The sequence below is a fragment of the Rhodanobacter sp. Root627 genome, from assembly GCF_001427835.1.
In the GTDB taxonomy this organism is placed as follows: Bacteria; Pseudomonadota; Gammaproteobacteria; order Xanthomonadales; family Rhodanobacteraceae; genus Rhodanobacter; species Rhodanobacter ginsenosidimutans.
The window spans coordinates 35,649-49,082 of the sequence record NZ_LMGW01000004.1 but is presented as its reverse complement, the minus strand read 5'-3'; the positions used below and the strand labels follow the sequence as shown (position 1 = coordinate 49,082).

The window sequence follows — 13,434 nt, the reverse complement described above, 5'->3', positions numbered from 1 at the left end:
CGTCTCGCTTCATGCTTCCGCCAGCAGCGTGCCCAACTGGGTCAGCAATGCCTCGCGTCCGGCTTCCAGTTGTTGCGACAGCTGCGAGGCTTCCTCCAACTGGCCGTCGCAGACCAGGGTGATGAAGCGCTGGCTCTGTTCGCACAACAGGGTGCCGCTTTCGTCGAGCGCCGCGCTGGCCGGTTTGCCCGGGTGCTTGGCGGTCAGTCGACGGACGGTGCGGTTCAGGGAATGGGTGTCGAACCAGCGTCGGTCCAGCGCGCTGGGGTCGAGCAGGGCCAGTTCCATGGCCTGGCGCAGGCTTGCGGCGCTCTCGCGCACGGTCAGGCTGAGGCTTGCCGCGTCGTTGCCGCTTTCGCTTTCCAGCCAGTCCAGGCCCAGCCGGTGCGCCAGCAGCGCGGCGCGGTTGAGGGATTCGGCCTGCCGCCGCGCCTCGATGCCGCGGCGCTGCAGCGCGCCGAGGGCTGCTTGGGCCGTGGTGGCGCGCGCATGTTGTGCGTCATGGTTTTGCAGCACGCCGGCCACGCGGCCGTGGGCCGTGCGCAGTGCTTCGCCGCCATCGTGCAGGGCGGTGGTGGCCTGACCGACGCCGGTTTGCGCGCGCTCCAATTGCTGCAGGCCGTGCTGCACGTCGCCGTCCAGTTGCAGCGAGAAATCACCGATGGAGCCGGTGACGGTCTCGATCTCGGTGGTGGTCAGCGTGGTTTTTTCCGCCAGCTGCTTCACCTCGTCGGCGACCACGGCAAAGCCGCGGCCCGCCTCGCCGGCGCGGGCGGCCTCGATGGCGGCGTTCAGCGCCACCAGGTTGGTCTGGTGGGCGATTTCCTGCACCACGCCGGTGAGCTTGCGGATCTGCGCCACCTGTTCGGCCAGCCGGCTCTGGTTGCGGTTCATCGCCGACAGCGCGCTGCGCAGCAGGCGCAACTGGCCGTCCAGTTCACTGACGCTGCCTTCGCCGGCCTGCCCGGCCTTGGCCGCCAGGTCCAGGTCGGTGCCGATCTGACGCAGTGCCGTCGAGATCCCGGCGCTGCCATCCGTCAAGCGATCGACGCTGCCGCGGCTTTCGGTGGCGGCCTTGTCCAGCGCGCTCTGTTCGCGCGAAAGCTGCTGCACCGCGGCCAGCACCAGGCTTTGCTGCTCCATGGCCTGCAGCGCGACCGCCGCCGGCGGCTGGCTGGCGGCACGGGCCAGCAGCGGCGCGATCACCCGCGCGGTGCGCGGATACTTGCGTCGCAACGCCGCGACCTGCTTCTCGTCGCCAGCGGCGGCTGCCTGCACCAGGGCGGTGAGGTGCGAGTTCCAAATCAAGCTCATGGGCAAACGGTGACCTTTAAATAGGCAAGGGTGCTATGGATGAATCGTCAACTGTCATCGAAACTTGAGCAAGCAAGTCATATGCCACCTTGACCCTTGGGCGTGGCGCACGGACTTTGCCTCAAGTGCGCCGCCTGATGGCCGATAGATTCAACTGGAACCGCGCGGTGCGGTTGGGCGTCGAGGAATCTGCATGAGCGGCACGCTACTGGACACGGTGGAACGGCATACCCGGCTGGCCGGGCACAACCGGGTGGCGATGCTGCTGTTCACGCTGGGCGACCAGCAACTGTTCGGCATCAATGTGTTCAAGGTGCGCGAGGTGCTGCGCCGGCCGCCGCTGGAGCGCATGCACGGCGTGCATGAATTGCTGGCCGGCAGCTGCGATTACCGCGGCCAGACCATTCCGGTGATCGACCTGGCCGCGGCGCTGGGCTATGCGCCGTTGCGCGACGTGGATTCGGCTCACCTGATGGTCACCGAGTTCAGCCGCTCGATGCAGGGTTTCCTGGTGTCCGACCTGCAACGGATGGTGCATTGCGATGGCGAATCGCTGGTGGCGCCATCTGGCGCGCTGGGGTTTGGCGCGCGGGTGAATGCGGTGACCCGCATCGACGGCGCGCTGATGGCGGTGATCGACGTGGAGCACGTGCTGGCCAGCATCGACTCGGGCCCAGCCGAGCTGTCGGCGCAGATGCAGCGCCTTTCCGACGACACCATGCTGAGCCCGCGACGGATCATGGTGGTGGACGATTCGGTGATCGCCCGGCGCCGGTTGGTGGCCCTGTTCAAGCAGATGAATATCGAATGCGTGGTGGCGCAGGATGGCCGCGAGGCGCTGGAGCGGCTGCTGGAACTGGTGGATGCCGATCCCGCCGACGGCGTGAAGCTGGTGGTATCCGATATCGAGATGCCGCGGCTCGATGGCTACGCGCTGACCCGCGCCATCCGTGAAACCCCATCCCTGCGCCAGCTCAAGGTGGTGCTGCACAGTTCGCTCAGCGGGCTGTTCAACGAGGCGATGGTGAAAGAGGTGAACGCCGACCGCTTCGTGGCGAAGTTCCAGCCTGACTTGCTGGCCAAGGCGGTGCTGGATTTGTTGCCGGAGCACGACGAAGAGGCGTAAAAGCCCCCCTTCCGCCCTGTCGGGCACCTTCCCCCGCAAGCGGGAGAAGGGAGTGGCTGGAGCTTGCGACGTTTCCCTTCTCCCGCTTGCGGGAGAAGGTGCCGACTGCGAAGGCAGGATGCCGAAGCGAACGGCGAAGCCGGCCCGAAGGGCGTGCCGCAGGAGCGGCACGTAAGGCGGATGAGGGGGCTCTTCCGACAGCGTCAACAAACCGTCTTTACCCCGGCGCCTCATTTCTGACGCGCCGTCGCAACACCCGCAAACCCAGTCCCAGCAAGGCTTTCACCGCGGTGGCATGCAATTTGCCTCCTGCTCCGTGCAGCAACAGCACGCGGAGCGAAACGATGAGCCTGACCCCCGACAACCTGTTTGGCATCCATACCCGGGCCCTGGACCTGTGGCAGAACCGTACCGAAGTTCTGGCCAACAACCTGGCCAATGCGGACACGCCGGGATTCCAGGCGCGCGACATCGATTTCCGCAAGGTGCTGGCCGCGGCCAGTGACAGCGCGGGTGCGGCGGGCAACGTGGCGTTGCAGGCGCCCACACCCGGGCAGATCGGTGCCGGTTCGACGACGGCGGCCGCCACGCAGCTGTCCTGGCGCAATCCCACCCAACCCAGCATGGACGGCAACACCGTCGACGAGCAGGTCGAGCAGGCCGCCTTTGCCGCCAATGGCGTGCATTACCAGGCGAGCCTTTCCTTCATCACGGCGCAGATCCGCATGTTGCGCACCGCCATCGAGGGCCAAGGCTGATGTCTCTTTTCTCCATATTCAACGTGGCCGGCTCCGGCATGGCCGCCCAGTCGACCCGGCTCAACACCGTGGCCAGCAACCTCGCCAACGCCGACAGCGTGGCCAGTACGCCGGAAGCGGCCTATCGCTCGCGCCAGCCGCTGTTTGCGGCGGTGCAGAAGCAGTTCGGCAGCCAGGCGGTCGACAACGGCCAGGGCGTGCAGGTGCTTGGCGTCACCGAGAGCCAGGCGGCGATTCCCAGCCGCTACGAGCCGGGCAACCCGCTGGCCAACGCCGACGGCTATGTCTTCTCCAGCAACGTCAACCCGGTCGATGAGCTGGTCAACATGATTTCCGCCTCGCGTTCGTACCAGAACAACGTCGAGGTCATGAATTCCACCCGCCAGCTGATGCAGAAGACATTGGATCTGGGCAAGTGATGCAACCCCTTTCGAGGCACATGAAATGAGCGACATGGCAATCAACGGCGTGGGTTCGGCGGCGGCCACCGCGGCGACCAGCAGCAAGGACAAGGCACTCAGCCAGTCCGATTTCCTGAGCCTGCTGGTGCAGCAGATGCGCAACCAGGACCCGACCCAGCCGATGGATTCATCGCAGATGGTCAGCCAGCTGGCGCAGATCGGCCAGGTGTCCGCGACGCAGTCGTTGAAGACTTCGTTCGATGCGCTGAGCGCCTCGATGCAGGGCAACCAGCTGTTGCAGGCCAGCAGCATGGTCGGGCGCAGCGTCACCGTGCCGTCGGCCGCGGGCAAGTTGCAGGACGGCGGCCTGGATGGCGCGGTGAACGTGCCCGATGGCGGCGGCACCGTGCTGGTGCAGATCACCGATGCGGCCGGCAACGTGCTGCGCACGTTGAACCTGGGTACGCCGGCATCGGGCCTGGCGTCGTTCCACTGGGACGGCAAGGGCGATGACGGCACCGTGCTGGCGAACGCCACGTACGGCCTCAAGGCGCAGGCGGGCAACACCGCGGTGCCGACCTACGTCAGCGGCAAGGTGGCCGGCGTGGGGATGACCGGCGCTGATGGCGCCTATCTGGATGTGGACGGTTTTGGTGGGGTCCTGCTGAGTCAGGTCGCGCAGATCAACTGACGGCCCCACGGGGCTACAACACTTAAGGAATTTCCCGATGGCTTTCAATATCGCACTGAGCGGCCTCAACGCGGCATCCGCCGATCTCGAGGTCACCGCCAACAATATCGCCAACACCGCCACCACCGGCTTCAAGGGCTCGCGTGGCCAGTTCGCCGAGCTGTTCAGCGCTGCCGGCCCCAACCTCAGCGCCACCAAGATCGGCAGCGGCGTGCGGCTGACCAATGTGGCCCAGCAGTTCACCGCCGGCAGCATCGAGACCACCGACAACAGCCTGGATTTCGCGATCAGCGGCGACGGCTTTTTCACCCTGAAGGACGGCAAGGGCTACTCCTACACCCGCGCCGGTGCGTTCCAGAAGGACCCGAACGGCTTTGTCACCAACTCCGCCGGCCAGCGCCTGCAGATCTTTCCGGCCAACGCCAACGGCACCTTCGACAACAGCACGTTGTCCGACCTGCAACTGCTGACCTCGCAGAACGCGGCCAAGGCCACCGGCAACGTGCAGATGTCGCTGAACCTGCCCTCGGACGCTACCCCGCCGGCGGTGGCGTTCGACCCCAACGATGCAACCAGTTTCAATCAGTCGACCCCGTTCACGGCCTACGACTCGCTCGGCGCCACCCACAGCGGCACCGTGTATTTCGTCAAGGACGCGGCGGCCAATGTGTGGAACGCCAGCCTGTATATCGACGGCCAGCAGGCCGGCGCGTCGCAGCAGCTCACCTTCAACAGCAGCGGCGGGCTGGTCGCGCCGGTGGGCGGCAAGCTGAACTTCGGTGCGGTGAACGTCAGCCCCGGTTCGGACCCGATGCAGCTGAGCCTGGACCTGGCCAAGGCCACCCAGTTCGGCAACACCTATGCCGCCAGTGCGATCAATCCGGACGGCTACCCCACCGGCATCCTGTCCAGCATCGACGTGTCCGCCGAGGGCGTGGTGCAGGCGAAGTATTCCAACGGCCAGACCACCTCTCTGGGGCAGCTTGCGCTGGCGCAGTTCTCCAACCAGCAGGGCCTGCGTCAGCTGGACAACACCAACTGGGCGGCGTCCTACGACTCCGGTACGCCGGTGATGGGCGCGGCCGGCAACGGTACCTACGGCGTGGTGCAGGCCGGTGCGCTGGAGGCTTCCAACACCTCCGACCTCACCGCGCAGCTGGTCAACATGATCAAGGCGCAGCGCAACTACCAGGCCAATGCGCAGGTGATCCAGGCCGACAACAAGTTGACCCAGACCATCATCAACATCGGCAACTGAGCCCCGGCCCTTCGCTGACCCACGGAACCTGACCCATGGACCATTCCCTCTATGTAGCCATGACCGGCGCCACGCAGATGATGCGGGCGCAGTCGGAGGTGGCGCACAACCTCGCCAACGCCGACACGGTCGGTTTCAAGGCGCAGATGTCCGCGTTCCAGCCGCTGGCGGTGCAGGGGCAGGGCCTGCCCACGCGCGTCAACGGCGTGGCCTACGGGCAGGGCGTCGACATGCGCCAGGGCGGCCAGATCGACACCGGTCGCGAACTGGACGTGGCGGTGCAGGGCGAGGGCTGGATCGCGGTGCAGGCACCCGACGGCAGCGAGGCGTACACACGCGCAGGCAGCCTGCAACTCACCGCCGATGGCCTGCTCACCGATGACCGCGGCAACCCTGTGATGGGTGACGGCGGACCGATCACCGTGCCGCAAAGCACGCAGATGTCGATCGGCGCCGACGGCACGCTGTCGGTGGTGCCGATGGGCCAGACGCCCGAAACCATCGCTGCGGTCGGCCGCCTCAAGCTGGTCAATCCCGGCGTGGATCAACTGCAGCAGGGCACCGACGGCCTGATGCACCTGGTCGGTGGCGGCAACGCCCCCGCGGACCCAGCGGTCACCCTGAAGTCGGGCGCGCTGGAGTCGAGCAACGTCAACCCGTCCGAAACGCTGGTGCAGATGATCCAGCTGTCGCGTCAGTACGAATTGCAGATCCGCTCGATCAAGAGCGCCGACGAAAACGCGCAGTCAGCCTCGCGGCTGCTGCAGATGGCCTGATCACTTTCACATAGACACCCAGACGTCCAAACGGAGTCAATGACATGTTCTCTTCCCTGTGGGTAGCCAAGACCGGCCTCGATGCGCAGCAAACGCGCATGGACGTGATTTCCAACAACCTGGCCAACGCCAACACCACCGGCTACAAGAGCGCCCGCGCCTCGTTCCAGGACCTGGTCTACCAGAACCTGCGCCAGCCCGGCGGCCAGACCACCGAGCAGACCCAGGCGCCCTCGGGCCTGATGCTGGGTACCGGCGTGCGCGTGGTCGGCAGCGAGAAGCTGTTCACCCAGGGCAACATCGAGCAGACCGGCAACGCGCTGGACGTGGCCATCCAGGGCCGCGGCTTCCTGCAGGTGACGATGCCCGACGGCACCATCGCCTACACCCGCGACGGCTCGCTGCACCAGGATGAGAACGGCCAGATCGTCACCGCCAACGGCTACTCCATCGATCCGCCGATCAGCATCCCGGCCAACGCGCAGAGCATCACCATCGGCAGCGACGGCACCGTCAGCGTGAGCCTGGCCGGCCAGGCCGCCACCCAGCAGATCGGCACCGTGCAGCTGGCCGACTTCATCAACCCGGCCGGCCTGCAGCCCAACGGCGACAACCTCTACCTGGAAACCGCCTCCAGCGGCTCGCCGCAGATTGGCCAGCCCGGACTCAACGGGCTGGGCACGCTGGAGTCGGGTGCGCTGGAAAGCTCCAACGTCAACGTGGTCGAGCAGATGGTCAACATGATCCAGACCCAGCGCACCTACGAAATGAACTCCAAGGCCGTGTCGGCTGCCGACTCGATGCTGCAGTACCTGACCAACAAACTCTGAGTGATGCCGTGATGTTCACCCGTTGCCGAACCCTGACCGCTCTTTGCGCCCTGGCCCTGCTGGCCGGTTGCGCTGGTGGCCCCACCGCGCGCGACGACGCGCAATGGGCGCCCACGCCGCCGCCCGCGCAGCCGACGGTGGCGCAGGCGGACGGGTCGATCTATCACGACCAGCAGAACATGGAGTTGTTCGCCGACCCGCGCGCGCACCGCGTCGGCGACATCCTCACGGTGGCCCTGGTGGAAAGCACCCAGGCCAGCAAGAAGGCCACCACCACCACCAGCAAGAGCGACAAGGCGAACATCGCCTCGCCCACCGTCCTCGGCCATGCCTTGTCGATCGGCGGCAAGGTGGCGGATATCGGGTTGGATGGCGAGCGCACCTTCGACGGCGCCGGCTCCAGCACCCAAAGCAATCAACTGGTCGGACAACTCACCGTCACCGTGGCGCAGCGCCTCACCAACGGCAATCTGCTGATACGCGGCGAAAAGTGGCTGACCATCAACCAGGGCCAGGAGCTGGTGCGCATCTCCGGCATCGTGCGCCCGCAGGACATCGGCCAGGACAACGTGGTGCCTTCAACCCGCGTTGCCGACGCCCGCATCAGCTACACCGGCCGCGGCACGCTGGCCGACGCCAATACGCGAGGCTGGTTGTCGCGGTTCTTCAATTCCAAATGGATGCCTTTCTAAATGAACGTCCATACGTCCATAAACTTCACGGGCACGCCGAAGCACGAAGGCACGAACCCGCCCGGCACCTTCGCTCCCTCTCCCCCGCGGGGGAAGGGGGCAGGTCTGCGCTTCGTATTCAGCCTCGCGCTGTGCGCGCTGTTCATTGCCCCCGCCCACGCCGACAAGATCCGCGACCTCGCCCAGGTCGCCGGCGTGCGCAGCAACCAGCTGATCGGCTACGGCCTGGTGGTGGGCCTGGACGGCAGCGGCGACCAGACCACGCAGGCACCGTTCACCACGCAAAGCCTGGAAAACATGTTGCAGCAGTTCGGCATCACCGTGCCGGCGAATGCGCGGCCGCAGCTGAAGAACGCGGCCGCGGTGATGGTTACGGCGGAGTTGCCGCCGTTCGCCAAGCCCGGCCAGGCGATCGACGTCACCGTGGCCTCGATCGGCAACGCCAAGAGCATCCGCGGTGGCCAGCTGCTGATGACCCCGCTGCGCGGCGCCGACGGCAACGTCTACGCGATCGGGCAGGGCAGCGTGGTGGTGGGTGGCATCAGTGCGCAGGGCAAGAGTGGCTCCAGCGTGCAGGTGAACATTTCCGCCAGCGGGCGCATTCCCAATGGCGCCTCGGTGGAGCGCACCGTGCCATCGTCGTTTTCCGGTGGCGGCAATTTGACGCTGAACCTCAACACCGCCGATTTCACCACGGCCGCGCGCATCGCCACGGCGATCAACCAGGCCTACGGCGCCGGTACCGCGCAGGCGATCGATGGCGGTTCGGTATCCGTGCGCGGGCCGCAGGACCCGTCGCAGAAAGTGGCGTGGATGGGTGCGATCCAGAGTCTTGAAGTGCAGCCCGGCGATGCGCCGGCGCGGGTGGTGGTCAACTCGCGCACCGGCACCGTGGTGATCGGTTCGGACGTGCGGGTGAGTGCGGCGGCGGTATCGCATGGCGCCATCCAGGTGACCATCGGCGAGCAGCCGCTGGTCAGCCAGCCGGCGCCGTTCAGCCAGGGCCAGACCGCGATCGTGCCCAGCAGCAACGTGCAGGTCAGCGAAGACAACGGCCACATGTTCAAGTTCGGCCCGGGCGTGAGCCTGGACACCATCGTGCGCGCCGTGAACCAGGTGGGCGCCGCACCCAGCGACCTGATCTCGATCCTGCAGGCATTGAAGCAGGCTGGCGCGCTTCATGCAGAGCTCGTGGTGATTTGATCAAACCGTCAAGATCATGACAGCCATCAACCCCAACAATCCTGCCCTCGATACCTGGACCGAAATGTCCGGCTTCCAGCAGTTGCGCGCGCAAGCGCGCAGCGATGGCGGCAAGGCGGCGTTGCCGGCGGTGGCCAAGCAGTTCGAGTCGATCTTTACGCAGATGATGTTGAAGTCGATGCGCGACGCCAACGCCTCGATCGGCGAAGGCATCGGCGACAGCAAGGCGGGCGATTCGTACCGCGACATGTTCGACCAGCAGCTGTCGTTGACCCTGGCCAATGGCCGCAACGGCCTGGGCATCGCGAAGATGCTGATCCGCCAGCTGGGCGGAAAGCCCGATGCCGCGCCGGCCGTGCTGACGCCCGCCGACCTGGCCGCCACGCAGGCGTTGAGTGCAAGCGCGCCCGGCACAAGGACGGCGCGCGACGTCAGTGAGGTGATGAACGCCAACGTGCGCGCGCTGCTGCAACTGGGCAGCGATGCCGACAACGACGCCGCCTCCAACGCCATGCCGTCCGTCACCGACACCAACCCCGGCTGGCGCGACACGCTGGACAGGCTGGCCCAGGGCGCCGCGAACGTGGCCGGCACCGCCGCCCGCTTGCTGCCCGGTGGCGACCCGGTGAATTTCGTGCGTGCGCTGGCGCCGCACGCCGCCGCGGCCGCGCAGAAGCTGGGTGTCTCCACCCGCGCGCTGCTGGCGCAGGCCGCGCTGGAAACCGGCTGGGGCAAACACCTGCCCCGCGGTGGCGACGGCAGCAGCAGCAACAACCTGTTCGGCATCAAGGCCGGCAGCAGCTGGGACGGCGACAAGGTCACCGTGCCAACGCTTGAATACGAAAACGGCGTGGCCGTACGCAAGCGCGACCAGTTCCGTGCCTACGATTCGCCGTCCGATTCGTTCGCCGACTACGCCCGCCTGATCAGCGACAGCCCACGCTATGCCCGCGCCCTGGGCCAGGGCGAAAACATCGCCGGCTTCGCCCACGCGCTGGTGCGCGGCGGCTACGCCACCGACCCGTCGTACGCGCAAAAGATCACCGCCATCGCCAACAGCCCGCAGATGCGCGAGGCCTTGGCGGCGCTGCATCTGGATGGGGTGGCGCAATGAACCGGCCCATCGCGAACGCTGTTGTAGGAGCGGCTTCAGCCGCGACGCACTTGCGCGAATCCGATGGAAGCATCGCGACTGAAGTCGCTCCTACAGCTATCGCATCTCTCGCCGTTAACGGTGGCGTGCGTTGCCGTGTATCCGGCACACCGAGGAAGATCCATGGTTGACATGCTCAACACCGGCGTCTCCGGCCTGCTCGCCGCCCAGGTTGGCCTGAGCACCGTCGGCCACAACGTGGCGAACGTCAACACCAACGGTTACAGCCGTCAGCAGGTGTCGTTCGGTACCGCGCTGCCGCAGGGTGTGGGCGGCTATTTCATCGGCAGCGGCGTCAACACGGTGGCGGTGCAGCGCGCGTACAGCCAGTTCCTCAACACCTCGCTGTGGTCGGCCACGTCCAGCTCCAGCCGCGCCGACACCATGGCCGGCCTCACCGGCCAGATCAACAACCAGTTGTCCGGCAGCAGCAACCTGCAGACCTCGCTCGACAGCTTTTTCGGCGCGGTCAACGACACCGCCAATGCGCCGTCGGATACCGCCTCGCGCCAGGTCTTGCTGGCGCGCGCAGGCGGGTTGGTGAGCACGTTCCAGTCGCTGTCCGGCCAGTTCAACCAGCTCTCCAGCCAGGTGCAGCAGCAGATCGGCGACGCCGTCAATTCGATCAACAGCTACAGCGACTCGATCGCCAAGTTGAACGGCCTGATCCGCTCGTCCGTAGCCACCGGCGGCACGCCGCCCTCCGACCTGCTCGACAAGCGCGACGCCCTGGTGAAAGACCTGGCGGCGCAGGTGGGCATCACGGTGGTGCCGCAGAACGACAACACCATCAACGTGTTCGTGGGCAACGGCCAGGCGCTGGTGTCGGACACGCAGTCATACCCGCTGGCCACCGCGCCGAACGTTTACGACGCCACCCGCCAGGAAGTGGTGGGCGCGGCCTCCGGCAGCGTGCTGAGCGGGCGCATCAGCGGCGGCGCCCTGGGCGCCTTGATGGATTTCCGCAGCAGCGTGCTGGACCCGGCGCAGACCCAGTTGGGTCGCACCGCGCAGGCACTGGCCAGCGCCTTCAACGCCCAGCACATGCAGGGCGTGGATCTGAACGGCGACGTGGGCGGCCAGTTTTTCAGCGTGGCCGGCCCCACCGCGCAGGCAGCCAGCAGCAACAACGGCACCGGCAACGTGGACGCCAGCATCAGCGACATCAGCAAGCTCACCGGCGCCGATTACACCCTCAGCTACGCCGGTGGTGCCTGGTCGCTGCGCGATACCAATGGCAACAACGTGGCGATGGGCGGCACCGGTACCGCCGCCGATCCGTTCACGGCAGGCGGCCTGAGCATGGTGGTGCCGGCCGGTGCCGTGGCCGGCGACAGTTTCCGCATCCAGCCCAGCCGCAATGCGGCCGCCAGTCTCGCGGTGGTGATCACCAACCCGGACAAGGTTGCCGCCGCCGCGCCACTGGCCATCAAGAACGGCATCAACAACACCGGTACCGCCACGGCCAGCGCCAGCCTCGATGGCGGCGCGCTCAGCGGCGGTGTCGTGCAGTTCACCTCCGCCACCACGTACACCGTGGACAGCGGCGCCGTACAAACCTACACGCCGGGGCAGCCGATCAACGCCAACGGCTGGAACCTGCAACTCAGCGGCACGCCGCAGAACGGCGACAGCTTCACCCTGACGCCAAACAGCAACGCGCAGGGCGACAACACCAACGCGCTGATGCTCGGCAAGGTGGCCAATCTGGGTGTGCTCAACGGCGGCGTCACCAGCGTGGGCGGTGCCTACAGCCAGCTGGTGGGCCAGGTCGGCAGTGCCGGCGCCGTAGCCAACGACGAGAAGACCACGCAAACAGCCGTCTATAACCAGGCCTACGGATCGCAGCAAAGCGTCTCGGGCGTGAACCTGGACGAGGAGGCCGCCAACCTGGTGCGTTTCCAGCAGGCCTATCAGGCGTCGGCGCAGGTCATCACCACCGCCAACAGCATGTTCACCGCGCTGCTCAGCGCCGTGCAGGGGTAAGCCATGCGAGTTTCCACCAGCTGGATGCAGCAGCAGTCGGTCGGCAGCATGATGGATCGGCAAAGCGACCTGTCCAACCTCAGCACGCAGTTGAGCACGGGCAAGCGCATCAACCAGCCCTCCGACGATCCGGTTGGCGCGGCGCGCGCGGTGGACCTTACCCATCTCGGTGCCGACAACGCGCAGTACCAGCGCAACATCACCTCGGCCAACGCGCGACTGGGGCTGGAAGACCAGAGCCTGTCCAACGTCACCAACGTGTTGGGTCGCGTGCGCACGCTGCTGCTGCAGGCGGCCAACGGTTCGCAGACGGATGAAACCCGCGGCGACATCGCCGCCGAAATGGTGCAACTGCGCCAGCAGTTGCTGGGCCAGGCCAACAGCAAGGATGGCCAGGGCGACTACATCTTCGCCGGCAACCGCACCGGCACCGAGCCGTTCGCCTCGCAAGGCAGCGTTACCTACGTGGGTGACGACGGGCAGCGCATGGTCGCCGCCGGTCCCGGCCTGCAGATCGCCACCGGCGATCCGGGCAGCGCGGTGTTCGGCAATATTCCCAGCGGCAACGGCACGTTTGCCGTCAGCGCCAGCACCGCCAATACCGGCAGCTTGGTGGCGGGCAGCACCAGCGTCAGCAACCCCAACGCCAACCCTTCGGCGTGGGATGGCGGCAGCTACAGCATCGTGTTCACCGCGGCCGATACGTTTGAAGTGCAGGACGGCGTCGGCACCGTGCTGGACACCGGTACCTACGACCCGATCAAGGGCGGCAGCATCACGTTCCGCGGTGCGCAGGTTGCCTTCCAGGGTGCGCCCGACGTGGGCGACAGCTTTGCGCTTGGCGCATCGCAACCGCAAAGCGTGTTCGCCACGCTCGACAACATCATCAATGTGCTGCAGACGCCCAATGGCGGCGACAGCAAGATGCAGAACGCCATCAACACCCAGTTTTCCAGCCTCGATCAGGCGATCGACAACATTTCGCGTACCCGCGGCAAGGTGGGTGCGCGGATGAATGCGCTGGATCAGCAGTCGGGGCTCAACGATGACTTGAGCCTGCAGTACAAGAGCGCGCTTTCAGACGTGCAAAGTGTCAACTACTACGACGCAATCAGCCAGCTCGGCGCGCAAACCACCGCGTTGCAGGCTGCGCAGCAGACCTTTACCAAGGTGCAAGGGTCAAAATTATTTGATTATTTGCGTTGACAAGACTCAAGTTCCGATGTGTCGAGTCGAAACACTGAAC

The 13,434-nt window shown here is 66.3% G+C and carries 13 protein-coding genes; 12 read left to right on the top strand and 1 reads right to left on the bottom strand.

Going from position 1 to position 13,434, the window contains the following annotated elements; translation table 11 throughout:
• Positions 1 to 9 precede the first annotated feature (9 nt).
• On the bottom strand, positions 10 to 1,314 hold the full coding sequence (locus ASD68_RS14960) for a methyl-accepting chemotaxis protein (protein WP_056608182.1): 1,305 nt from the start codon (positions 1,312 to 1,314) through the stop codon (positions 10 to 12).
• 193 nt (positions 1,315 to 1,507) lie between these two features.
• Between ASD68_RS14960 and ASD68_RS14955 the strand changes: the two genes are divergently transcribed.
• The 12 genes from ASD68_RS14955 to flgL all read left to right on the top strand — a co-directional run bounded on the left by ASD68_RS14955 (position 1,508) and on the right by flgL (position 13,394).
• A complete protein-coding gene (locus ASD68_RS14955; protein ID WP_056608179.1) occupies positions 1,508 to 2,440 on the top strand; it encodes a chemotaxis protein in 933 nt (310 codons plus the stop codon).
• Between the two features lie 344 nt (positions 2,441 to 2,784).
• Positions 2,785 to 3,198, top strand: coding sequence for a flagellar basal body rod protein FlgB (gene flgB, locus ASD68_RS14950; RefSeq protein WP_056085579.1), 414 nt, complete (start codon positions 2,785 to 2,787; stop codon positions 3,196 to 3,198).
• Positions 3,198 to 3,617 (top strand): flagellar basal body rod protein FlgC, encoded by a 420-nt coding sequence (flgC, locus tag ASD68_RS14945; RefSeq protein ID WP_056085277.1) that lies wholly within the window; start codon positions 3,198 to 3,200, stop codon positions 3,615 to 3,617. Before flgB ends, flgC begins: the two co-directional genes overlap by 1 nt.
• 25 nt (positions 3,618 to 3,642) lie before the next feature.
• Complete coding sequence (locus ASD68_RS14940) at positions 3,643 to 4,290, top strand: flagellar hook capping FlgD N-terminal domain-containing protein (protein WP_056085275.1); 648 nt, start codon at positions 3,643 to 3,645, stop codon at positions 4,288 to 4,290.
• Between the two features lie 37 nt (positions 4,291 to 4,327).
• Positions 4,328 to 5,548 carry a flagellar hook protein FlgE gene (flgE, locus tag ASD68_RS14935; RefSeq protein ID WP_056608176.1) on the top strand — a complete coding sequence of 407 codons (1,221 nt, stop codon included), beginning with the start codon at positions 4,328 to 4,330 and terminating at the stop codon, positions 5,546 to 5,548.
• Between the two features lie 35 nt (positions 5,549 to 5,583).
• A complete protein-coding gene (gene flgF, locus ASD68_RS14930; RefSeq protein WP_056085270.1) occupies positions 5,584 to 6,324 on the top strand; it encodes a flagellar basal-body rod protein FlgF in 741 nt (246 codons plus the stop codon).
• 44 nt (positions 6,325 to 6,368) lie between these two features.
• On the top strand, positions 6,369 to 7,154 hold the full coding sequence (flgG, locus tag ASD68_RS14925; protein WP_007080096.1) for a flagellar basal-body rod protein FlgG: 786 nt from the start codon (positions 6,369 to 6,371) through the stop codon (positions 7,152 to 7,154).
• 11 nt (positions 7,155 to 7,165) lie between these two features.
• Positions 7,166 to 7,846, top strand: coding sequence for a flagellar basal body L-ring protein FlgH (gene flgH / locus ASD68_RS14920; RefSeq protein WP_056085268.1), 681 nt, complete (start codon positions 7,166 to 7,168; stop codon positions 7,844 to 7,846).
• Between the two features lie 129 nt (positions 7,847 to 7,975).
• Positions 7,976 to 9,049, top strand: coding sequence for a flagellar basal body P-ring protein FlgI (locus ASD68_RS14915; protein ID WP_156458448.1), 1,074 nt, complete (start codon positions 7,976 to 7,978; stop codon positions 9,047 to 9,049).
• Between the two features lie 16 nt (positions 9,050 to 9,065).
• Complete coding sequence (gene flgJ / locus ASD68_RS14910; protein WP_056608172.1) at positions 9,066 to 10,163, top strand: flagellar assembly peptidoglycan hydrolase FlgJ; 1,098 nt, start codon at positions 9,066 to 9,068, stop codon at positions 10,161 to 10,163.
• 162 nt (positions 10,164 to 10,325) lie between these two features.
• Complete coding sequence (gene flgK, locus ASD68_RS14905) at positions 10,326 to 12,188, top strand: flagellar hook-associated protein FlgK (RefSeq protein WP_056608169.1); 1,863 nt, start codon at positions 10,326 to 10,328, stop codon at positions 12,186 to 12,188.
• A gap of 3 nt (positions 12,189 to 12,191) precedes the next feature.
• On the top strand, positions 12,192 to 13,394 hold the full coding sequence (gene flgL / locus ASD68_RS14900) for a flagellar hook-associated protein FlgL (RefSeq protein WP_056608166.1): 1,203 nt from the start codon (positions 12,192 to 12,194) through the stop codon (positions 13,392 to 13,394).
• Positions 13,395 to 13,434 lie beyond the last annotated feature (40 nt).

Bases quoted from the DNA above. Each gene is read 5' to 3' on its own strand.
- ASD68_RS14960 (WP_056608182.1), bottom strand. From the start codon at position 1,314: ATGAGCTTGATTTGGAACTCGCACCTCACCGCCCTGGTGCAGGCAGCC.
- ASD68_RS14955 (WP_056608179.1), top strand. From the start codon at position 1,508: ATGAGCGGCACGCTACTGGACACGGTGGAACGGCATACCCGGCTGGCC.
- flgB (WP_056085579.1), top strand. From the start codon at position 2,785: ATGAGCCTGACCCCCGACAACCTGTTTGGCATCCATACCCGGGCCCTG.
- flgC (WP_056085277.1), top strand. From the start codon at position 3,198: ATGTCTCTTTTCTCCATATTCAACGTGGCCGGCTCCGGCATGGCCGCC.
- ASD68_RS14940 (WP_056085275.1), top strand. From the start codon at position 3,643: ATGAGCGACATGGCAATCAACGGCGTGGGTTCGGCGGCGGCCACCGCG.
- flgE (WP_056608176.1), top strand. From the start codon at position 4,328: ATGGCTTTCAATATCGCACTGAGCGGCCTCAACGCGGCATCCGCCGAT.
- flgF (WP_056085270.1), top strand. From the start codon at position 5,584: ATGGACCATTCCCTCTATGTAGCCATGACCGGCGCCACGCAGATGATG.
- flgG (WP_007080096.1), top strand. From the start codon at position 6,369: ATGTTCTCTTCCCTGTGGGTAGCCAAGACCGGCCTCGATGCGCAGCAA.
- flgH (WP_056085268.1), top strand. From the start codon at position 7,166: ATGTTCACCCGTTGCCGAACCCTGACCGCTCTTTGCGCCCTGGCCCTG.
- flgJ (WP_056608172.1), top strand. From the start codon at position 9,066: ATGACAGCCATCAACCCCAACAATCCTGCCCTCGATACCTGGACCGAA.
- flgK (WP_056608169.1), top strand. From the start codon at position 10,326: ATGGTTGACATGCTCAACACCGGCGTCTCCGGCCTGCTCGCCGCCCAG.
- flgL (WP_056608166.1), top strand. From the start codon at position 12,192: ATGCGAGTTTCCACCAGCTGGATGCAGCAGCAGTCGGTCGGCAGCATG.